Annotated in this window: 14 protein-coding genes; 7 read left to right on the top strand and 7 right to left on the bottom strand. The window is 72.5% G+C overall.

Annotation, left to right across the window (positions count from 1 at the left end; translation table 11 throughout):
• Positions 1-155 precede the first annotated feature (155 nt).
• A complete protein-coding gene (gene mraZ, locus ACWDY5_RS18585) occupies positions 156-587 on the bottom strand; it encodes a division/cell wall cluster transcriptional repressor MraZ (protein WP_252480810.1) in 432 nt (143 codons plus the stop codon).
• A 418-nt stretch (positions 588-1,005) separates the two neighbouring features.
• On the opposite strand from mraZ, the gene ACWDY5_RS18580 reads away from it, so the two are divergent.
• The 3 genes from ACWDY5_RS18580 to ACWDY5_RS18570 are packed head-to-tail and all read left to right on the top strand — an operon-like array spanning position 1,006 to position 5,848.
• Positions 1,006-2,088 carry an AAA family ATPase gene (locus tag ACWDY5_RS18580; RefSeq protein ID WP_449723414.1) on the top strand — a complete coding sequence of 361 codons (1,083 nt, stop codon included), beginning with the start codon at positions 1,006-1,008 and terminating at the stop codon, positions 2,086-2,088.
• A 3-nt stretch (positions 2,089-2,091) separates the two neighbouring features.
• Entirely contained in the window at positions 2,092-3,363 is a 1,272-nt protein-coding gene (locus tag ACWDY5_RS18575; protein ID WP_449723413.1) for a DUF58 domain-containing protein, read from the top strand.
• A gap of 10 nt (positions 3,364-3,373) precedes the next feature.
• A complete protein-coding gene (locus ACWDY5_RS18570; RefSeq protein WP_449723412.1) occupies positions 3,374-5,848 on the top strand; it encodes a transglutaminase family protein in 2,475 nt (824 codons plus the stop codon).
• 49 nt (positions 5,849-5,897) lie between these two features.
• On the opposite strand, the gene ACWDY5_RS18565 is transcribed toward ACWDY5_RS18570, so the two are convergent.
• Positions 5,898-6,554, bottom strand: a complete 657-nt coding sequence (locus ACWDY5_RS18565) for a response regulator (protein WP_449723411.1) — start codon at positions 6,552-6,554, stop codon at positions 5,898-5,900.
• Entirely contained in the window at positions 6,506-8,377 is a 1,872-nt protein-coding gene (locus ACWDY5_RS18560) for a sensor histidine kinase (protein ID WP_449723410.1), read from the bottom strand. The genes ACWDY5_RS18565 and ACWDY5_RS18560 overlap by 49 nt, the downstream gene beginning before the upstream one ends.
• A gap of 188 nt (positions 8,378-8,565) precedes the next feature.
• On the opposite strand from ACWDY5_RS18560, the gene ACWDY5_RS18555 reads away from it, so the two are divergent.
• From ACWDY5_RS18555 to ACWDY5_RS18540, 4 genes are read left to right on the top strand one after another with little or no spacing between them, the layout of a single operon-like run.
• A complete protein-coding gene (locus tag ACWDY5_RS18555; protein ID WP_449723409.1) occupies positions 8,566-9,495 on the top strand; it encodes an ABC transporter ATP-binding protein in 930 nt (309 codons plus the stop codon).
• The gene (locus ACWDY5_RS18550) at positions 9,492-10,232 is read left to right on the top strand and encodes an ABC transporter permease (protein WP_449723408.1); all 741 of its coding nucleotides are present in this window, start codon (positions 9,492-9,494) and stop codon (positions 10,230-10,232) included. Before ACWDY5_RS18555 ends, ACWDY5_RS18550 begins: the two co-directional genes overlap by 4 nt.
• Before the next feature lie 29 nt (positions 10,233-10,261).
• Entirely contained in the window at positions 10,262-13,231 is a 2,970-nt protein-coding gene (locus ACWDY5_RS18545; RefSeq protein WP_449723407.1) for an NACHT domain-containing protein, read from the top strand.
• Positions 13,228-16,527, top strand: a complete 3,300-nt coding sequence (locus tag ACWDY5_RS18540; RefSeq protein ID WP_449723406.1) for an NACHT domain-containing protein — start codon at positions 13,228-13,230, stop codon at positions 16,525-16,527. The genes ACWDY5_RS18545 and ACWDY5_RS18540 overlap by 4 nt, the downstream gene beginning before the upstream one ends.
• Position 16,528: 1 nt before the next feature.
• Here the strand turns inward: ACWDY5_RS18540 and ACWDY5_RS18535 are convergent, their stop codons facing one another.
• The 4 genes from ACWDY5_RS18535 to ACWDY5_RS18520 all read right to left on the bottom strand — a co-directional run bounded on the left by ACWDY5_RS18535 (position 16,529) and on the right by ACWDY5_RS18520 (position 20,613).
• Positions 16,529-17,965: a pyridoxal phosphate-dependent decarboxylase family protein gene (locus tag ACWDY5_RS18535; protein WP_449723405.1), complete on the bottom strand. Its 1,437-nt coding sequence runs from the start codon at positions 17,963-17,965 to the stop codon at positions 16,529-16,531.
• A 96-nt stretch (positions 17,966-18,061) separates the two neighbouring features.
• Complete coding sequence (locus ACWDY5_RS18530; RefSeq protein WP_449723404.1) at positions 18,062-19,243, bottom strand: ATP-grasp domain-containing protein; 1,182 nt, start codon at positions 19,241-19,243, stop codon at positions 18,062-18,064.
• Positions 19,240-19,743, bottom strand: a complete 504-nt coding sequence (locus ACWDY5_RS18525) for a hypothetical protein (RefSeq protein WP_449723403.1) — start codon at positions 19,741-19,743, stop codon at positions 19,240-19,242. The genes ACWDY5_RS18530 and ACWDY5_RS18525 overlap by 4 nt, the downstream gene beginning before the upstream one ends.
• A gap of 462 nt (positions 19,744-20,205) precedes the next feature.
• Positions 20,206-20,613 (bottom strand): DUF3040 domain-containing protein, encoded by a 408-nt coding sequence (locus tag ACWDY5_RS18520; protein ID WP_185008604.1) that lies wholly within the window; start codon positions 20,611-20,613, stop codon positions 20,206-20,208.
• Positions 20,614-20,735: the final 122 nt, after the last annotated feature.

The raw sequence follows: 20,735 nt of genomic DNA, 5'->3' as shown, positions 1-20,735 counted from the left end.
ACCCGCCCATGCGCGACAAGCAGGTGCCTGGAACGTCTCCCGGATGCCGCCAGGTCCCCGCCCGCCCGTCGCACCTGGTGCCGGGGAAGGTGCACCAGGGTCGAAAGCCGAGCGGACCGAGGCCAAGCCGCATCCGAATGCCTCACGCACGTCTTCTAGAAGACTCCGGGGAGCACCTCCTCGCGTGCCTGCGCGTAGCTGTCCTCGTGCTCCTCGAGGTAGCGCTCCCAGGCGGTGGCGTCCCAGATCTCCAGCCGGTTGATCGCCCCGATGACCACGCACTCCTTGGTCAGCGAGGCATAGCGCCGCAGTTCCGGCGTGATCGAGATCCGGCCCTGCGAGTCAGGACGCTGCTCGTCCGTGCCTGCGAACAGGTAGCGCTGGTACGCGCGGACCGCCTCGTTGGTGAACGGCGCCTCGGCCACCTTCCGCGCCATCTGCTCGAACTCCGCTCGCGGGAAGACGAACAGGCAGTGGTCCTGGCCCTTGGTGAGCATCAGACCCCCCGCGAGTGCGTCCCGGAACTTCGCCGGCAGGGTGAGCCGCCCCTTGTCGTCGAGCTTTGGGCTGTGGGTACCGAGGAACATCGGCAACGCACCTCCCAACCGACCCGACGGGACCGGCAGCGGGGCCCCCGTTTGCCCCACCGGCCGCCACAGTACCCCACTTTGCTCCACAGTCAACGCGAAACGGGCCCGTTGTCCCCCGGGTGTGTCGGCGTTTTCGCAGGAAGGAGGCGGTGGGTGCGCGTGGGGCTCGGTGGGGGGACCTGCCCGGAGAGGCAGCCGGAGCGGGTGGCATCGGCAGCCATCCGATCACCCTCCGCCCACGAATCCAGGCCGGAAGAGCAACCAGTTGGCCTATCGGCCGTCCACGGTGGTGAGAAGTGGGGGACGATGTGGGGCACCAGGTGTGCGGTATGACTGACCCGACCGGTAGGTCCCTTAGCCCGGTTTTGACAGACTGCGTGGCAGGCTGCCGCATAAGGTCTCAGCAGGAGGACGTGTGACGCCCAGTACCCAGCCCGCCGCACTATCCGGTCATCAGTACGGCGAGGACGGGACCACGGTCAGTCCGCGCGAGGTCGGCGGGTTGCCGGAGCTACACGCCACCGCCTCGCGGATCGCGGCCAACGTCGAACGGGTGCTGGTCGGCAAGCCGGAAGTGGTGCGGATCGCGCTGGTCACCCTGCTCGCCGAGGGCCACCTGCTGGTCGAGGACGTGCCAGGGGTCGGCAAGACCTCGCTGGCCAAGGCGCTGGCCCGGTCCATCGACTGCTCGGTCAGCCGGATCCAGTTCACCCCGGACCTGCTGCCAAGCGACATCACCGGCGTGTCCATCTTCAACCGCCAGAACAGCGAGTTCGAGTTCCGGCCCGGTCCGGTCTTCGCCAACATCGTGGTCGGCGACGAGATCAACCGCGCCTCCCCGAAGACCCAGTCCGCCCTGCTGGAGTGCATGGAGGAACACCAGGTCACGGTGGACGGCCGCAGCTACACCCTGGACTCGCCGTTCATGGTCATCGCCACCCAGAACCCGGTGGAGATGGAGGGCACCTACGCCCTGCCCGAGGCCCAGCGCGACCGGTTCACCGCCAGGGTCTCCATCGGCTACCCCGACCCGCAGGCCGAGCTGGCCATGGTGGACGAGCACGCCGGGCACGACCCGATGGCCGACCTCAAGCCGGTCTCCGACGCCGAACGGGTGCGCCAGCTCGTGGCCACCGTTCGGGAGGTTCATCTCTCGCCGGAGATCCGGCGTTACACGGTGGAGCTGGTCTCGGCCACCCGCCGCCTGCCCGAGCTGCGCCTGGGCGCCTCGCCGCGCTCGACCCTGCACCTGGTGCGGGCCGCGCGGGCGCAGGCGGCGCTGTCCGGGCGCGAGTTCGTGGTGCCCGACGACGTGCACGCGGTGGCCGTGCCGGTGCTCGCGCACCGCCTGGTGCTCACCGCCGAGGCGCAGGCCGCCCGCCGCTCCCCCGCCGACCTGGTCCGCGGGCTGGTGCAGCGGGTGCCGGTGCCGCAGGGCCCCGGCAACAACCAGGGCCAGAGCCAGCAGTGGCACGCGGGCCTGCGCGGAGCCAGGTGATCCATGGGCGTGTTGGCGGGACTGACCACCAGGGGCCGATGCCTGCTCGCCGCCGGACTCGCCGCCGCGCTGTGCGCGCTGCTGCTCGACGAACGTGACCTGCTGCGGATCGCGGTGTTCGTGGTCGCGCTGCCGATCATCGCCGCGGTGATGGCGGCCAACGCCCGGATCGGCCTGGCCGCGCTGCGCCACCTGGTGCCGGAGCGGGTGCCGGTGGGCACCAGCTCCGAGGTCCGCCTTGAGGTGCGCAGCTCGGGACGGCTGCCGGCGGGCGGGCTGATGCTGGAGGACGGCGTGCCCTACGCCCTGGGCAACAAGCCGAGGTTCGTGGTGGAGCGGCTGCCCCGGCGCAGCGCCGCGGTGCTGCGCTACCCGCTGCAGCCGGTGATGCGCGGCGTGCACCAGCTGGGCCCGCTGCGGGCCAGGGTCACCGACCCGTTCGGGCTGGCCGAGTTCGAGCGCGAGCTCGGCGGGCGCAGCAGGCTGGTGGTGGTGCCCAAGGTGGTCGCGCTGACCGGGCTGCCGTACGGCTCCGGCATGGGCGCCGGCGATGACGGCGCGGTGCGGCTGCGGGCCGGGCAGGGCGAGGACGACGCGATCATCCGGCAGTACCGGCACGGCGACGACCTGCGCAAGGTGCACTGGAAGTCCACCGCGCGGCGGGACGAGCTGATGGTGCGGGTGGAGGAGAGCCCGTGGCACGGCGGCGTCTCGGTGCTGCTGGACACCAGGGCCGCCGCGCACCGCGGCAACGGCCCCACCTCCAGCCTGGAGTGGGCGATCTCGCTGACCGCGAGCATCTGCCTGCACCTGCACAAACACGGCCAGCACGTGCGGCTGGGCACCGAGGAGGGCGTGCTGCTGGCCGGCGGCTCCGCCTCGGCGGGGCTCAGCGACGTGCCGGTGCTGGACGCGCTGGCCGCGCTGCACCCGGCGCACCGCGCGCAGCTGGCGGTCACCGGCGACCCCGGCGCGGGCCGGGAGATGATCGCGGTGCTGGGCGATGTGACCCCGGCCGCGTTGGCCGAGCTGGTGCGCTTCCGGCCACGCGGGGTGCGCAGCCTCGCGGTGCTGCTGGACGTCAACGGGTGGGCCAGCGCGCGCGAGGAGCGGGGCGCCGACCCGCAGGACGCGCTGCGGCTGCTCACCTCGGCCGGCTGGGGCGCGGTGGTGGCCCGGCCGGAACAGGGCATGGCCGCGGTGTGGTCGCTGCTGTGCAACACCGTGCCGGAACGGATGTCCAGCGGCCACGTGGCCGGCGCTGGGCCGTGGTGAGCGAGGGCTGATGGTGAACAGGCGGAGGGCGGTGGCCGCTCCGGTCGGCTGGACCGGGCCGGTGGTGCCCAGTGCCGCGGGACTGGCCGTGCTGACCGCGGCCACCTCGCTGTCCGGGGTCATCGACGGGGTGCGCTGGCTGGTGTTCGTCGCGGTCACCGTGGCGGTGATCGCGGGCACCGGGATCGCGCTGCGCTCGGTCCGCACGCCGACGCCGCTGGTCGCGCTTGGCCAGTTCGTCGGCCTGCTGTGCTTCCTGACCGCGGTGTTCACCCGCAGCGGCCTGCTGGTGGTGCTGCCCGGCCCGGCCGCGCTCAGCGACCTGATCGGGGTGCTGCGGCAGGCGATGGCCCAGGTGCAGACCGGGGTGCCGCCGGTGACCGCGACCGCGGCGATGCTGTGCCTGGTGTGCGTGGCGATCGGGCTGGTCGCGATCGTGGTGGACACCCTCGCGGTGGCCGCCGCCGCGCCCGCGGCCTCCGGGCTGGTGCTGCTGTGCGTGTACGCGGTGCCCGCCTCGCTGGCCGACGAGCTGCTGCCCTGGTGGTCCTTTGCCGCGGGCGCAGCCGGGTTCGCGCTGCTGCTGGTCATCGACGAACGCCAGCGGCACCGGCTGTGGCGGGGCAGGCTCGGCCTGCCCGCGCTGCGCTCGGGGGACGGCTCGGCGCACGCCGCGGTCGGGGTGGCCGCGGCCGCGGTGGTGATCGCGCTGTTCGCCGGCGCGGTGCTGACCATGGTCGGCACCGCGGGCAGGCTGCCCGGCGGGGGCGCGGCCGACGCGACCGCCTCGATCGGGCTCAACGCGTTCACCTCGCTGCGCGGGCACCTGGAGCGGGACCGCAACATCGAGATGTTCCGGGTGCGCGGGTTGCCGGACCGGCCGCCGTACCTGCGGGTGATGACGCTGAGCAAGTACGACCCGAAGCGCGGCTTCGAGGTCGACCCGCAGCTCGACGGGCAGCCGACCAGGGGCGAGCTGGCGCTGCCGCCGGGGACGGACCGGCGGCGGCTGCTCGCCGAGGGCAAGCAGATCGAGGTCGACATCGAGACCGTCGGCTTCCTCGACCCGTGGCTGCCGGTCTACGGCGTGCCGCTGATGTTCTCCAACATCGCGGACAACTGGAGCTACGACCCGACCGCCGGCATCGTGCACGCGCCCAACCGGCAGAGCCCTGGCCGGTACCTGCAGGCCTCGATCCTGCCCGACCCGACGGCGGAGGCCATGCGCGCCGCACCGGGCGGGCGGTCCCGCAACGCGGCGCTGATCGGCGAGCGCTACTACGACCACAGCGTCGACCCGCAGGTGGAGTCGCTGGCCAGACAGGTCACCAGGAACGCGGGCACCGACTACGACAAGGCGCTGGCGCTGCGCAACTTCCTGGCCAAGGACGGCGGGTTCAAGTACCAGCTGCGCACCGAGGGCACCGGGCAGGGCGACCCGCTGGTGGACTTCCTGTTCAACGGCAAGACCGGCTACTGCGAGCAGTTCGCCTCCTCGATGGTGGCGATGCTGCGCTCGGTGCAGGTGCCTGCCAGGGTCGCGGTCGGGTTCACCCCCGGCTTCGCCAGCGGCAACTACCGGACGATCACCACCAACGACGCGCACGCCTGGGTCGAGGTGTTCTTCAACGGCCTCGGCTGGATCCCGTTCGACCCGACCCCGCTGCCGGACAGCCGCGGCAACACCGCCCCCTACGAGCAGCCCAACCCCGGTGACGAGGGCAACTCGGCACTGCCCACCACGGCCGCCCGGCCCACCACGGCCGCGCCGACCACCACCGTGAACCCCGGCCAGAACCCCGGCAACGACACCGAGCAGAACAGCGACCGGGACGACACCATCCTGCCGCTGTGGGTGTGGTTCACCTCCGGCCCGCTGCTGCTGCTCGCACTGGCCGCCGCCGCCCGCGGCGCCGCGGTCACCCAGGCCCGCAGGCGGGAACGCCAGGCCGGGGTGCTCTCCAACGGCAAGGAGCCGCCGGAGCTGTGGTGGGGCCTGGCCGCGCTGGCCGGTGGCGCCGCGGTGCTGATACCGCTGTGGCACCTGGTGCACCCCGCGCTGTGGTGGACCCTGTTCACGCTGGGCCTGGCCGCGGTCGCGCTGGCGGTGCCGTCCTGGCTGCGCCGCTACCTGCGGGACCGCCGCCTGCACGCGGTCGCGGTCGGCGGGCCGGACGCGGCTGGCGCGGCCTGGCAGGAGCTGATGGCGGCCTCGGTGGACCGGGGCGCCGCGGTGGCGGGCACGGAGACGGTGCGCGCGGCGGCCAGGAAGCTGGTGCGCGAGCACAAGCTGGACGAGCGGGGCCAGAACGGCCTGCGCACGATCATCGGCGCGGTGGAGCGGTCCTGGTACGGCGGCGCGGAACGGCCGGAGCCGGAGCTGTTCGCCGCGGTGCGCCAGGTCCTGGACAGCCTCACCGCGAGCTCCCCGCTGGGCTGGCGCTCCCGCCTGTTCCCGCCCTCGGTCCTGCGCCCCGCCCGCTGACCCCGCCCCGCGTGCCGGCCGTTGCGGCACACGGTGCCGGCCGTCGCGGTCAGGCTCCGGCCACACCCTGCAGGTAGGCGAGCACGGCCAGCACCCTGCGGTTGTCATCGTCGGAGGGCGCCAGGCCGAGCTTGCCGAAGATGCTCGCGGTGTGCTTGCCGACCGCGCCCTCGCTGACAAACAGCCGGGCCGCGACGGCGGCGTTGGAGCGGCCCTGCGCCATCAGCTCCAGCACCTCGCGCTCGCGCGGGGTCAGGCGGTCCACGCCGGAGCGGCGCGGGGAGCTGTCCAGCAGCTTGGCGATGACCTCCGGGTCCATCACGGTGCCCCCGGCGGCGACCCTGCGCACCGCGTCGACGAACTGCTCGGCGTTGAACACCCGGTCCTTGAGCAGGTAGCCGATCGCGCCGGTGCCGTCGGCCAGCAGCTCCCTGGCGTAGAGCTGCTGCACGTGCTGGGAGAGCACCAGGATCGGCAGTCCGGGCGTCTCGGCGCGGGCGGCCAGGGCGACCTGCAGGCCCTCGTCGGTCTGGGTCGGGGGCAGCCGGACGTCGACCACGGCCACGTCCGGGCGGTGCTCGGTGAGCGCGGCGCGCAGCTCGGGGCCGGTCTCCACCGCGGCGACCACCTCGAAGCCGTGCGCGGCGAGCAGGTGGGTCAGGCCGTCTCGGAGGAGGTAGAGGTCCTCGGCGAGGACAACGCGCACGGGATCTCCAGGCGGACCGTCGTGGGACCGCCCGGCGGGCTGTCCAGGGTGAGCTGACCGTCGAATGGTGCCAGCCTGCGCCGGATGCCCCGCAACCCGCTGCCCTTGGCCGGGTCCGCGCCGCCACACCCGTTGTCCACCACGGTGATGCGCAAGATATCCGCGTTGTATACGAGCTGTACGACGACCTCGGTCGCCTCCGCGTGCCGGACCGCGTTGGTCATCGCCTCGCACACCGCGAAGTAGGCCGCGGACTCCACCGGCGGCTCGAACCGGCCAGGCAGCGCGCCGTCCACCCGCACCGGCAGCGCGGCGTCCAGCGCGACCGAGCGGATCGCCTCGGCCAGGCCACGTTCGGCCAGCACCGGCGGGTGGATGCCGGCCACCAGCTCGCGCAGCTCGGTCAGCGCGGCCGAGGAGGAGGCCAGCGCCTGGTCCAGGATCTCCTTGGCCCGTACCGGATCGGTGTCCACCAGTGCCCTGGCCGCGCCGAGGTTCAGGCCCAGCGCGACCAGCCGGGCCTGCGCGCCGTCGTGCAGGTCGCGTTCGATCCGGCGCAGCTCGGCGGCCTGGCTGTCCACCGCCTCGCTGCGGCTCTCGGTCAGCCCGCGCACCCGCTGGGCGAGCAGCGCGGCCTTGGTCGGCGCGAGCAGCCACGCGCACCAGCGGCCGTAGGCCCGCAGCAGTATGGGCGCGGTGTACACGGCGAGTACCGCCACCGGCAGCCCGATCAGCGGGCCGAGGGTGCGGAACAGGGTGGTGGGCACCGGGTCCCACGGCAGCCACTGGTACATCGTGGGCAGCATGTCCCGGCCGAAGAACAGCGACAGCACCGGCGAGACCACCACCGGCAGCCACACCCCGAGCAGGAACCCGCCGGTGGCCGCCAGCGGCGGCAGCAGCACCAGCACCGGGGCCACGATGGTGTTGGTCAGCAGCCACAGCAGGTCCCGCCAGGCGGCCCGGTCGGTCATCACCCAGCTGTAGCGCCGCATCCGCCGGACCGGCGCGTCGGTGCTGAACAGCTGGTTGCCGAAGCGGTACTTGCCGCCGGGCTCCGGCCGGGGCGGCAGCGGCGCGGGCAGGTACGGGTCCGGGATCTCGATGCCTGCCCACTCGCGCAGCAGGCGGCGGTGCAGGTCGGTGAACTGCCGGGTGTACTCCACCAGCGGCGGCCACCAGAACTGCCAGGTGCCGAACACGTGGTGGAGGAGGAACCCGGCCAGGTTGACCACCAGGATCGGCAGCCCGGCCAGGGCGAGCAGGCCGAGCAGGAACCCGCGCCAGGACGCCTCCCAGCAGTGGAAGAGCCGGTGCAGGAACCGGTTCGCGGCCGAGGGCTCGCGCGGACCGAGCATATGTGCGGTCCACCGGTTGTATACCTGAAGTGCACGGGGCCCGGCGAGCACCGTGCCGACCACGGTCAGCGGCGCGAGCACCGGGTTGACCAGCAGCCAGCGCAGGTCCCGCCAGCTCGCCGGATCCTCGGAGACCCAGTCCAGGTGGTGGTTGACCCGCAGCCAGCGCCGCGACCGGTACAGCTGGTCCCGCCACCGGGAGAGCCCGTCCGGTTCCGGTTCGGGCAGCGGCGGCCGGGGGCGGTAAGGCGGGGTGACGGCGGTCCCGGACCACCGGCTCACCGTGGCGCGCACCCGGTTGAGGAACGGGCGGCCGTGGCGCAGCCCCCACCCGTAGCAGAACACCAGCCCGAACATCGAGGGCAGGAAGCTCAGCAGTCCCACCACCAGCACACCCAGCGCGGGTACCGCGAGCGCGAGCACCCAGAGTGCGCGGCCAAGGGCCGTGCCGTATCGGCGGACCATCCGCGCACCTCCGTTCCCAGCCGGCCAAGTCTGACCGACCCGCCCCGGCGCGGGCGATGCGTCCAGGCACCGTGTCGGGGGTGGGGCTAGCCCAACCCCCACTCGGGTTCCAGACGCATTCCGCGCAGGTCAGCGAGTTCCTAGCGTTTCGCCGTGTCAGCAGCACAACGAGAAGGGAGCTGGCGGAGATGCCGGTCATCGAGGTCGCGAACCTGCACAAGAGGTACGGCGACCGGGTCGCGGTCGCGGACGTGTCCTTCCAGGTCGAGTGCGGGGAGATCTTCGGGATCCTGGGCCGCAACGGCGCGGGCAAGACCACCACGGTGGAGTGCCTGACCGGGCTGCGCGTCCCGGACGGCGGCCGCCTATCCGTGCTGGGCCTGGACCCGACGGCCGACGGCGACCGGCTGCGCAGCCGGGTCGGCGTGCAACTCCAGGAGGCGGCGCTGCCGGACAAGCTGCGGGTCGGCGAGGCGGTCGAGCTGTACGCCTCCTTCTACCCGGACCCGGCCGATCCGGTCGCGCTGCTGGACGCCCTCGGCCTGGCCGAACACCGGCGCACCCCGTTCAAGAAGCTCTCCGGCGGCCAGAAACAACGGCTGTCCATCGCGCTGGCACTGATCGGCAACCCGGAGATCGCGGTGCTGGACGAGCTGACCACCGGCCTGGACCCGCAGGCCCGCCGGGACACCTGGCGGCTGATCGAGCAGGTCCGCGAGCGCGGGGTGACCATCCTGCTGGTCACCCACTTCATGGCCGAGGCGGAGCGCCTGTGCGACCGGCTCGCGGTGATCGAGGCGGGCCGGGTGGTCGCGGTGGACACCCCGGCCGGACTGGTGTCCACAGTGGACAGTGAGCAGCGGCTGACCTTCCGCCTGGACGGCGACCTCCCCGAGCACCTGCTGCGCGAGCTGCCCGAGGTCACCGGCCTGACCCGCCAGCACCGCGCGATCACCGTCTCCGGCAAGGGAAACCTGCTCAACGCCGTGGTCACCACCCTGGCCGTGCACCAGCTCACCCCGCTGGACCTGCGCGTCGAACAGTCCACTTTGGACGACGCCTTCCTGGCCCTGACCGGGGCCCCGCTCACCGACGACGAGAACGGAACCGACCGATGACCGCCCTGACCCGCCTGACCGTCACCGAAGCGCGCCTGTTCCTGCGCGATCCGGCCGCCGTGCTGCTCAGCCTCGGGCTCGGCCCGGTCCTGCTGGTGGTCTTCGGCTCGATCCCGTTCTTCCGCGAGCCGCAGGCGGCCTACGGCGGCGCGCGGATCGTGGACTTCTACCTGCCCACGCTGATCGCGATGACGGTGGCCATGCTCGGCCTGAGCCTGCTCTCGGGCAGCCTGGCCGGCTACCGCGAGCTGGGTGTGCTGCGCCGCCTGGCCACCACCCCGGCGCCGCCGATCCGGCTGCTGACCGCGCAACTGCTGGTGCACCTGCTGATGGTCACCGCCGCCACCGTCGTGCTGATGGCGCTCGGCCGGGTCGTGGCCGGCGTCCCGTTGCCCGGCAACCCCTTCGCGGCGCTGCTGTCCTTCCTGCTCACCACGCTCGCGATCTTCGGCCTCGGCCTGCTGATCGCCGCGGTCGCGCCCACCACCAAGGCCGCCCAGGGCATCGGCACCATCACCTTCTTCCCGCTGATGTTCCTGGCCGGGCTGTGGACGCCGGGCCCGCTGATGCCGGAGCTGGTCCGCCGGATCGGCGAGTTCACCCCGCTCGGCGCGGGCACCCAGGCGATGCAGGCGGCCTGGTCCGGCAACTGGCCCAACCCGTTGCACCTGGCGGTGACGGCCGCCTTCGCCGCCGCGGCCATCTTCGGTGCAACAAAACTGTTCCGCTGGCAGTGACCGGCCGCTCACTCTGGATACCGTGAGGCGTGCGGAGAATCCTGAGCTACCGCGACGCGGTCCGGCTGCTCGACGGCGGCCAGAGCCCCGCCGTCACCTGGCTGGACCGCCTCGCCAGCGGCGCGATGCTGGCCGCCGCCCCCGGCGCCGAGGAGGTGCTGAGCTGGTTCGACGCCAAGTCCGACCTGATCAGGCACGGCCACGACCTGGTCACCGGCCTGTCCGGGCGACTGCGCGGCCTGCACCGCTTCGACCGCACCCAGCGCCTGGAAGCCGCGCACGCGATCATCGTCACCACCGCCTTCCTCACCGCCTGCGCTGAGCTGGCGCTGCCCTCCGACAAGAGCCCGTCCCGCGGCTTCGACCAGGCGGTCCGCGAGCTGCTCAGCACCCCGCTCCCGCTGCCCAGCCCGGAACACCCGTACGAGCACAACCTGGCCGCCCTACGCGCCCACTACCGCACCCGCGCCGAAGCGCTGGCCGCGGAACTGCCCGCGCTGGCGATCTGGGACAGCTGGCACGAAACCCAGCGGGACCGGGTCCGCACCACATTGCTGAAATCAGTGCCGGACAACGCGATCCGCCAATACGAGGACCAGTTCCGCCAACTGGCCGCCGAGTGCCCGGAACTCGCCTGCTGGGCCAGCCTGACCGACCACCAGGCCACCCGCGCCACCGTCAGCACCGGCCTGTCCGCCCTCGCCGCCCGCCTGGACGAGATCGCCACCGGCCGCTTGCCGGATGCCCGCCGCGCCGACCTGGCCCGCCGCTACCAGGCCCAGCTGACCCGCCCGGTCCTCGGCGGTGACCTGCCCGCCCACCTGCGCATCCCAGCGCTGGAAAAGGCTTACGTGGACCCGGTTTTCCGGGTGCTGGCCGCCGAGGGCCGCACACCGGCGCACGAGCACGAGTGGCGCGACCTGCCCGACCGCACCGACATCCACGACTTCCTGACCGGCTACCTGACCAACCCGATCGCGGTGCAGCTGCCCCTGTTGGTGCTGGGCCAACCGGGTTCGGGCAAGTCCATGCTCACCTCGGTGCTGGCTGCCCGCCTGCCCGCCACCGACTTCCTGCCGGTGCGGGTCCCGCTGCGCGATGTGGCCGCGGAGAGCGACATCCAGTCCCAGATCGAACAGGCCATCCGCGCCGACACCGGCGAATCCCTGTCCTGGCCCGCCCTCTCGCGCTCGGCAGGCGACGCGCTCCCGGTGGTCCTGCTCGACGGCTTCGACGAGCTGTTGCAGGCCACCGGCGTCAGCCAGAGCAACTACCTGGAGAAGGTGCGCGAGTTCCAAGAACGCGAGTCCGACACCGGCCGCCCGGTCGCGGTCCTGGTGACCACCCGCACTTCGGTCGCCGACCGCGCCCGCATCCCCGACGGCAGTATCGCGCTACGCCTGCAACCCTTCGACAAGCCCAGGGTCACCACCTGGCTCGACCGCTGGAACACCGCCAACACCGGCCCCGGCTTCACCCCCCTGCCCGCCGAGGTCGCCCTCCGCCACCCCGACCTGTCCACCCAGCCCCTCCTGCTGCTCATGCTCGCCCTGTACCACTCCGAGGGCGGCGCGCTGACCGCCGAGGAAGGCCTGAGCGAGAGCGAGCTCTACGAACGCCTGCTGTTCCGCTTCGCCCGCCGCGAGGTGGTCAAGACCCAGGACGCCTTGCCCGACAAAGAGATCCGCCGCTCGGTCGAGGAGGAGCTGCGCCGCCTGTCCGTGGTCGCCTTCGGCATGTTCAACCGCGGCACCCAGTGGATCGCCGAGTCCGACCTGGACACCGACCTGGCCGCCCTCCCCGGCCCGACCCGGGAACCCGTTGCCGCACAAAGCCTGCAAGCCCGCCTGACCGAAGCCGAACAAACCCTGGGCCGCTTCTTCTTCATCCACCGCGCCGAAGCCAGCCGCGACAACCGCCGCCTGCGCACCTACGAGTTCCTGCACGCCACCTTCGGCGAGTACCTGGTCGCCCGCTTCACCTGGAAGGTCCTACAAGGCTTGGTGGCACAGGAAAAAGCCATCGCCGACGACCCGTACGCCACCACCGAGGTCAACGACGACCTACTGCACGCGCTGATCTCCTTCGAGCCACTCAGCTCCCGCCGCCCGGTGCTCACCTTCCTGACCGAACTGGCCGACCGCCTCGACGACTCAACCCGGCAGGCGACCGCCGACCTGCTCAACCGCCTGTTCCGCACAGCGCACCAGGAACGCGCTCAGCGCCGCCACGCCGCCTACCGGCCGAGCCCGCGCGAGGTCCCGGCCCGGCACGCGGCCTACAGCGTGAACCTGTTGCTGCTCAACGTGATCGTCGACGGCGAGGTGCCGGTCAGCGCGTACGGCCGCTGGTACCAGGAGGCCCGCTTCTGGCACTCCCAGCTCAGCGATCCGGACTGGCTCAGCATCCTGGACATCCTCACCGTCACCTACCGCTCCTCCGCCAAAGGACGCCAGGCCTGGGTGCGGATGCGCGAGGCGAGCGACCCGCCGCCGACGGTCGAGCTGCACGGCCTGTTCGGCGACAGTCCCAACAGCGGGAGCGTATACGGCCGCAGCGATCAGGAACCGGTGCAGATCCAGCGTCGGCACCACCTGCTCGGCACGGAGATCTGCCTGCTGCACGCGGTGGAGCCGCTGCTGCGACACCTCGGTTCGGCGATCAACAGGTTCCCCTGTGTCGACGGCGTCATCGAGCCCTCCTTCGCCCGCCGGATCATGGAGCTGTGGCTGCTCTCCGCCCGTCCGGTCAGCCCGCAGGACCGGTTCTCGCTCTACCACCGGGCGTTCGACTACCTGGCGGCCAACCAACACCGCCTCGCCGATGAGGAATATGACCTGTACCTGACACTCGTCCTGGAGCGTCTGGCCGCGGACACCGTCCTGGGTGTCGACGAACTCCTGGCCCTGCGGGAACGCGCGCAGAAACGCCTCCGCACCAGCCTGCCAAGCTTTGACCGCTGCCACCTCGTCATCGACAGCCTCCGATCGGGAGCGTGACCGTGCTGCGGACCCTGAGCTACGCCGACGCGGTACGACTGCTGGGCGGCAAGGAAAGCAAGGCCGTCACCTGGCTGGACCGGATCACCGGCGCCGCCATGCTGGGCGCCGCGCCGGGGGTGGCGGAGGTGCTCGGCTGGTTCGACGCCAAGGCGGAGCTGGTGAAGCACGGCCATGATCTGGTCAACGGCCTCTCCGGCCGGATCCACGGGCTGCACCGGTTCGACCGTTCCCAGCGCCTGGAAGCGGCGCACGCGATCATCGTGACGCTGGCCTTCGTCGAGGCGTTCCAGGCGCTGCCGCACCGGCCGGACCCCAAGGAGCTGCTGGACAGCCGGGTCAGCACGACGGAACTGGTCCGAGAGCTGCTGCTCAGCGCCGCTCCCCTGCCGACCCCGCAGAGCCCGTACCGCGAGCACCTGCGCGCGCTCACCCTGTACTACCACGCGCAGGCCAACGCGCTGATCCTGTTCGTGATGGGGCTCGCGGTGTGGGACCGGTGGAACCAGACCGAACGCGACCGGTTCACCGCGCAGACCGAGGACCGGCTGGTCACCCAGGCGCTCGCGCGGTACCAGGAGCTGTTCCGGCAGCTCGCCGTGGAGTGCCCGGAGCTGGCGTTCTGGGCCAATCTCACCGAGCACCAGGGCACCCAGGAGCTCATCCGCACCGGCCTGGTCCAGCTCCACACGCAGTTGGCCGCGATCGCCACCGGCCGGGATCCGGACGCCCGGCGCGCCGAACTGGCCCGCGGCTACCAGGCCCAGCTGAACCGGCCGGTGGTCGAGCCCGACGAGCTGCCCGCCGACTTCCGCATCCCCGTCCTCGGCGACGCCTACGTCGATCCACTGTGCCGGGTAAGGGAAATCGCCGCGGGCGACACCCCGAGCCAGGAGCCGTGGTGGGAGGAAGTGCCGCTGCGGCACGACATCCAGGACTTCCTGGCCGGTCACCTCACCTCCCCGCAGGCGGCCGAGCTGCCGCTGCTGGTGCTCGGGCAGCCGGGGTCCGGCAAGTCGGTGCTGACCAAGGTGCTCGCCGCCCGGCTGCCCGCCGCGGACTTCCTGCCGGTGCGGGTGCCGCTGCGCGAGGTGGCCACCGAGGTCGACGTGCAGACCCAGATCGAGCAGGCCGTCCGGCTCGGCACCGGGTACCGGCTGGACTGGCCGGAGCTGGCCGGCTCGGCGGGGGACGCGCTGCCGGTGGTGCTGCTGGACGGGTTCGACGAGCTGCTGCAGACCACCGGCGTCAGCCAGAGCGACTACCTGGAGCGGGTCCGCGCGTTCCAGCAGCGCGAGGCGGCGCAGGGCCGTCCGGTCGCGGTGGTGGTGACCACCCGCACCACGGTCGCCGATCGCGCTCGTATACCGCATGGATGCGTGGCGCTACGGCTGGAACCCTTCGACGAGCCGAGGGTGTCCCGCTGGCTGGCGCACTGGCAGGCCAGCAACTCCGGCTCCCGGTTCCGCCTCACCACCCAGACCGCGATGCGCTACCCGGCGCTGGCCACCCAGCCGCTGCTGCTGCTGATGCTGGCCATCTACGACGCCGACGGCGGCGACCTGCGCGAGGCCCAGCTGCGCGAGAGCGACCTGTACGACCGGCTGCTGCACCGGTTCGCAATGCGCGAGGTGCGCAAGACCCGCGCCGGGCTGCCCGAGCCGGAACTGCGGGCCGCGGTGGAGGAGGAGCTGCGGCGGCTGTCCGTGGTGGCCTTCGGCATGTTCAACCGCGGCCAGCAGTGGATCACCGAACCCGACCTGGACGCGGACCTGGCCGCCCTGCTCGGCGCCAGGAGCGGCCCGCTGACCGGCGCCCGCACCCCGCTCGGTCCCGCGGAGTCCACGCTGGGCCGGTTCTTCTTCATCCACCGGGCCGAGGCCCAGCGCGACGACCGGCGGTTGCGCACCTACGAGTTCCTGCACGCCACTTTCGGCGAGTACCTGGTCGCCCGCCTCACCTGGCAGGCCCTGCACGGCCTCAACGCGATGGCCCAGGCCGCGGCGGCCAACCCGCTGGCGGTGGTCCCGCTCAACGACGGCTTCCCGCACGCCCTGCTCGCACACACCCCGTTGAGCAGCCGCCGCCCCGTGCCGACCTTCCTCACCGAGCTCGCCGAGGCCACCGCGCCCGACGTCCGCGCCCAGCTGGCCACCCTGCTGATCCGGCTGTACCGCGACGCCCCCGGCGCGCACCCGACCCGCAGCCACGGCGACTACCAGCCCCGCCCGATGACCGTCCCCGCCCAGCACGCGGCCTACCGCGCGAACCTGCTGCTGCTCACCGTGATCACCAAGGGGCGGCTGCGCGCCAGCGAGCTCTACGGCGAGGCGGAGGAGGAGCCGGGAGTGGTGCGGCACTGGCGGAGTGACGCCCTGCTGTGGCGCTCCCAGCTCAGCACCGAGGACTGGACCGGCCTGGTGGACACCCTCGCGCTCACCCGCACCTGGCGCGGCCCCCGCCGCGACCTGGAACTGCGCCTGGACAACGGCGGCTTCACCCCGCCCGCCCTCGACCTCGCCTGGTCGACCCGCCGCCCACCGCAGGAGATCAACCCCAGCTCCATCGGCATCCAGTACGCCAACCAGACCCCGCGCGCGCAACGCCGACTGCTGCACTTCCTGTGCGGCAACGAGGACATCCACCTGCACGTGCTGGAACCGCTGTTCGACCACCTGGAGCCGTTCTACGCCCTGCACCCCATCGTGGACGGCGAGCTCCTGCCCACCCGCCCTCGCGCCCTGCTCGACCTGCTCGCCCTGCCCTACCAGCACACTGTCGACAACCGTGCCGAACAGTACGAGCGCTGCCTCCGCTCGATCACTAGCCTGCCCGGCCAACCGGACACCCTGGACCGCCTGGCCAGCCTCGATCTCACCCTGACCGTGATGGCCGCCGACCCCGGCTCCCCCCTCCCCCTCGCCGCCCAGGTACTCGCCGTGCTGACCGCCCACCTGTTCCGCCTCCCGCACCGCGCCATCCCCCTGGAACGGCGAGCCCTGCGCCACGCCCTCACCCTGCTCACCCGCCCCGAACCCCCCACCCCGGAGCTGACCACCGCCCTGACCAGGCTGATCACCGACGCCCTGACCAACGACCCCACTCCCCTGGCACTGGAAGCCCTGGTCACGCTGCTCGAACGCGAACCCGCCACCGACCCGTACCCGCTGGCCGACCTGGACCCCGAGACCTGGTCCGAGCTGACCACGGTCCGCCCGGACCTCGGCCACCGCGCGCACAACGTCTGGCGCCGCCTCCTCGACGGCGACAACCCCTGGCCGCACGCCACCCCATGAGCTAGTGCCGCACGGCCTCGCGCGTCTGGAGTTCGCGGCCGTGGCTGACCACGAGGTCGAGGACGGCTTCGACGTCCTCGCGGGTGCTGGCCGGGTTGATCGTGCACAGGCGGAGCACCACCGCGCCGCGCACGCGGGTGGTCAGCACCAGGCCGTCGCCGCCCGCGCACACGGCGCGGCTGATCCGCTGCTGGGCGCGGTCGCCGTCCCAGTCGCCGGGGACCCGGCGCGGGCGGTAGGCGAAGGTGAGCACGCAGAGGCTGGGCGGGGTGACCAGGTGCAGCTCGGGATGGGCCTGGATCAGGGCGCCCGCGTGTTCGGCGAGGTCGATGCCGCGCTCGATGGTGTCCCGGAAGGCCGCCGCGCCGAACGTCTTCAGTGACAGCCACAGTTTCAGCGCCCGCAGCCCTCGGCTCTGCTGGGGGCCGTGGTCGGAGAGGTTGGTCTCGGTGCCGGGCGCGTGGGCGGGGTCGAGGTAGGCGTTGTCGAGGGCGTGGCGCGCCAAGCTGAAGGTGGCGGGCAGCAGTTCGGGCCTGCGCAGCAGGACACAGCCGATCTCGTACGGCTGGAACAACCACTTGTGCGGGTCGACGGTGAGCGAGTCGGCTCGGCCCAGCGCGGCGCGCAGGTGCCGGCCGCGGCTGGTGGCGGCCACGGCGGCGCCGAACGCGCCGTCGACGTGCAGCCACAGGCCCTCGCGCTCGCACAGGTCCGCGAGCTCGGCGAGCGGGTCGATGGCGCCCGTGCCGGTGGTGCCGAGGGTGGCGGTGACGGCGAAGGGCCGGTGCCCCCGGCCCCGGTCGCGGGTGATCTGCTCGGCGAGCGCGGCGGGGTCGAGCCGCAGCTGTTCGTCAGCGGGCAGGACGTGCAACTGGTCGCGGGTCAGGCCGATCACGTGCGCCGCGCGGGCCACCGAGGGGTGGGCCTGGGACGAGCAGTACAGGCGGGCCCGCTCGAGGTGGCCGTCGAGGTGCTGGTCCCTGGCCACGGCCAGGGCGGTGAGGGTGGCCACGGACCCGCCGCTGACAAAGAGCCCGCCGTGGCCCTCGGGGAGGCCGAGCAGTGCCTTGAGCCAGTTCAGCGTGGTCAGCTCGAGCTGGGTGGGGCCCGCGCCGACGAACCAGGCGCCGGGGACGGAGAGGTAGGCGGCGGCGAGCGCGGCGGCCAGCACCGCGGGGAAGTTCCCGGTGGCCGGCACGAAGGCGAAACTGCGCGGGTGGTCCAACCGGGTCGCTTCGGCCAGCGCCTGCTCGGTGACCTGGTCGAGCAGGGCGGGCAGGTCGTCGACGCCGTGTTCGGGCAGCGGCTCGTCCAGGCTCGCGCGCAGGGCTTCGGGGGCCGGAACGTGCCAGGTTGGGCGGTCACCGGCGGTGGAGACCCGCTTGATGATCAGTTCGATCGCCCGCCTGCCCGCCCGCCGCATGTCCGCTTCGCCCACTGGAAGGACCTGACCCAGCTCAGTGCCTCGGCGCTGGGTTGCGGCCGGGGTTCCCTGGCGGCGACCGGTCGGCTGAACTGGAGCAGACCGATCTCCTCACCCGCCCGGACCGGCCCCGGCTCGGCGATGGCCCACCACACGGCCTCCGCCGCCGTGACGCCGGTGAGCCGGGCCGGGAAGAGGATCGTGGCCGTCGGCTCGGTAGTGCCCCGAGGGCGGAACCTCGGACAGGGTGAGGTCGGCGGGGGCGTGCACGACGAGCTGGCTGTACCGCGGTCCGGCCGGGTAGGTCCGGCCCGAAGTGGGCGGCAGCGCCGGGGCGAGGAACGCGAGCATGTGCAGGCCCAGCGCCGGGAGCAGCCCGCAGTCACTCTCCACGGCCTGGACGAGTGAGACCACGGTCTGGAACCGCGGGTTGACCTCGACGGCCAGCAGCCGGCCGGAGTCGGCCACCAGGTCCAGCCCGAACATGCCGCGAAAACCCCTGGCGCGCAACAGCTCGCCAACCCGCCAGGCCGCGAGCCTGGCCTGCTGGTAGAGGTCGCCGGGCAGTTCCCCGGGCGCGAGCAGCTGGTTGCCGCAGTGCGAACCCCAGGCCGCGGCCAGTTCCGGCAGGCCGACCAGCTGGTGCGAGACCGCCGAGACGACGGTGCGGTCACCGCCGGCGCAGGCGGTGACGGTCAGCGAGATCCCGGGGTGGAACCGGCTGAGCTTGACCGGCTGGTCCGGCCACTCGGCCAGGCAGTCCCGCAGGTCCGCGACCGAGTCGAGGACGCGGGTGCCGTGGCCGATGAGGTTGTTCTCCCGGCGCTGGGCGACCGTCCTCGGCCACTCCTGGTTCCAGTAGGCCGAGGCGGCCATGCGGTCCCGCGCCGGGACGACGACCGACGACGGGCTGGCCACACCCGCCCTGGCGAACAGCCCGACGGAGGCGATCTTGTCCGCGGCCCAGGCGGTCAGCTCGGGCGCGGGCGCGAGCAGGCGGTAGCCGTGGGTGCCCGCCCAGGTGCGGGCGTTGTCGCCGTGTTCGGGCGCGAAGGACACGCAGATCCGGCGCTGGTCGGCCGCTACCGGAGGCAGGTGGCCGGGCGACGGCGTGGGCAGCGGCTGGAACGCCGAGACCTGCTCGTGCCGGAGCCAGCCGGGCGACGGCTGGCACGAGGCGTAGACGAACGGACAGTGGTCCAGCCACACGGCCTCGTCGACCAGCTCGTCCAGCAGGCGCAGCCCGGCCTCGGCCTCGACCCCCTCGATGTCGTCGAGGGGCGCGCCGGTCACTGGAGCAGGGTCAGCGTGTCCAGCCCGCTCACCCTGGACACTCCCTCGCCCAGCGCCGCGGTGAGGTCCAGCTCGGGCAGCACGACCACGCTCTGCGCCAAGGCCCCCCGGAACAGACCGTCGGTGACGGTGCCAAAAGCCGTGACCACGATGCTGCCGTTCACCTTGGCCACCACGTTCCTCGCCCAGTGCACGGTGCTGCCGCGCCCGGTGTTCCAGTGGTAGGTGGCCTCCGCGGTCGGGATGGTCACCGCGACCGCGCTGGTCGTCTCGGTCGACTCACCGGAGCCGCGCGCCGAGCCGACGCCGTCGAGCAGGCAGGTGCCGAAATCCTCGACGAACCTGATCGTGGTCGGCCGCGGGGTCAGCGTCAGCGGCGGGTCGAAGGTGATGGTCTGGGTCCCCAGGCACTGCGAGACGCCAAGCCGCGGCAAAGCCTGGGCGGGAGCCGCCGCCAGGACGCCGAGCACACCCGCCAGCGCCACCGCCGTGACACCCATCAGCCCACGCGTCCAAGACCACCGAACCACGGCCGCACCTCCACAAGTCCCCTGCGAGGCGCCCACTGTGGCCGACTACCCCATCAAGGTCAACCGACACACCCGAACGGCCCAAGGACGCGAACCGGACGCGTCCCGCGGGCGCCCGGAACCCGCGGTCTGGGCACTGGTCACGTTCGCCCGTCGGTCGAGCGGCACACGCGAAACCTGGGCCAAACTGCCGCTGCCGTTCGCCGCGGACTTTGGTCAGCTGGCCGGATCGCCGGCGTGCTCAATCCTCGGTGGCTCCCGCTCACCGCCGGGCTCGGCGGAACACTCGTGTTCGGCCAGCAACTCACGGCAATGATGGCGGGGCTAGTAGGGCTGGACATGACTCAGCGGGGCGTCCGCTCCCTGGCTGCTGGGAGGCGACACCCCGCTGGGTGGTCTGCTAGCTGGTGGTGGTGATGGTGGTGGCTGCGATCAGTGTTGATCACCGTCGTCGAAACGGCGGCGGAAACGCTCTTCCATCCGCTGAGAGAACGAACTCCGCCGCGGCGTGGCCGACCGCTGTTGCGGCGATCCACCTTCCTCGGCGGCTGGGTCTGTCTTGTTCGTGGCGGACAGACCCCACACGGCGCCGACGAACATCAGCAGGAAGCCGACGACGCTCAGCACCGGGATTTCGGCCGGTCGCAATACGGGCAAGATCACACCGACAACGAGCAGCAACAGGCCCACCACGAACACCGCAAGCCCCTGTAGGCGTCGCCGTCGAGATGGCCTTCGCAACCGAGCGCCGCGCACGGTGGAGGCGAACTTGGGGTCCTCGGCGTAGAGCGCGCGCTCGATCTGGTCGAGCAGTCGCTGCTCGTGCTCGGAGAGTGGCATGGCTCCTCCTCCGGCACAGCTTGTAGCGGGCGCCGGGCTTCAGCGGTTCCGCCGGACCCGGCGGGCGCCCCGCGTGGGGCGTCACCTTGAGAATACGATCCGTGCGACGCCTAGACTACCCG

It is taken from the genome of Crossiella sp. NPDC003009, from assembly GCF_053591555.1.
The sequence above is the reverse complement of the archived record's forward strand: the minus strand, read 5'-3'. Positions and strand labels throughout refer to the sequence as shown.

Coding starts and splice junctions, on each gene's coding strand:
- ACWDY5_RS18550 (WP_449723408.1), top strand. CDS start 9,492: ATGACCGCCCTGACCCGCCTGACCGTCACCGAAGCGCGCCTGTTCCTG.
- ACWDY5_RS18575 (WP_449723413.1), top strand. CDS start 2,092: ATGGGCGTGTTGGCGGGACTGACCACCAGGGGCCGATGCCTGCTCGCC.
- ACWDY5_RS18560 (WP_449723410.1), bottom strand. CDS start 8,377: ATGGTCCGCCGATACGGCACGGCCCTTGGCCGCGCACTCTGGGTGCTC.
- ACWDY5_RS18555 (WP_449723409.1), top strand. CDS start 8,566: ATGCCGGTCATCGAGGTCGCGAACCTGCACAAGAGGTACGGCGACCGG.
- ACWDY5_RS18570 (WP_449723412.1), top strand. CDS start 3,374: ATGGTGAACAGGCGGAGGGCGGTGGCCGCTCCGGTCGGCTGGACCGGG.
- mraZ (WP_252480810.1), bottom strand. CDS start 587: ATGTTCCTCGGTACCCACAGCCCAAAGCTCGACGACAAGGGGCGGCTC.
- ACWDY5_RS18520 (WP_185008604.1), bottom strand. CDS start 20,613: ATGCCACTCTCCGAGCACGAGCAGCGACTGCTCGACCAGATCGAGCGC.
- ACWDY5_RS18525 (WP_449723403.1), bottom strand. CDS start 19,743: ATGGGTGTCACGGCGGTGGCGCTGGCGGGTGTGCTCGGCGTCCTGGCG.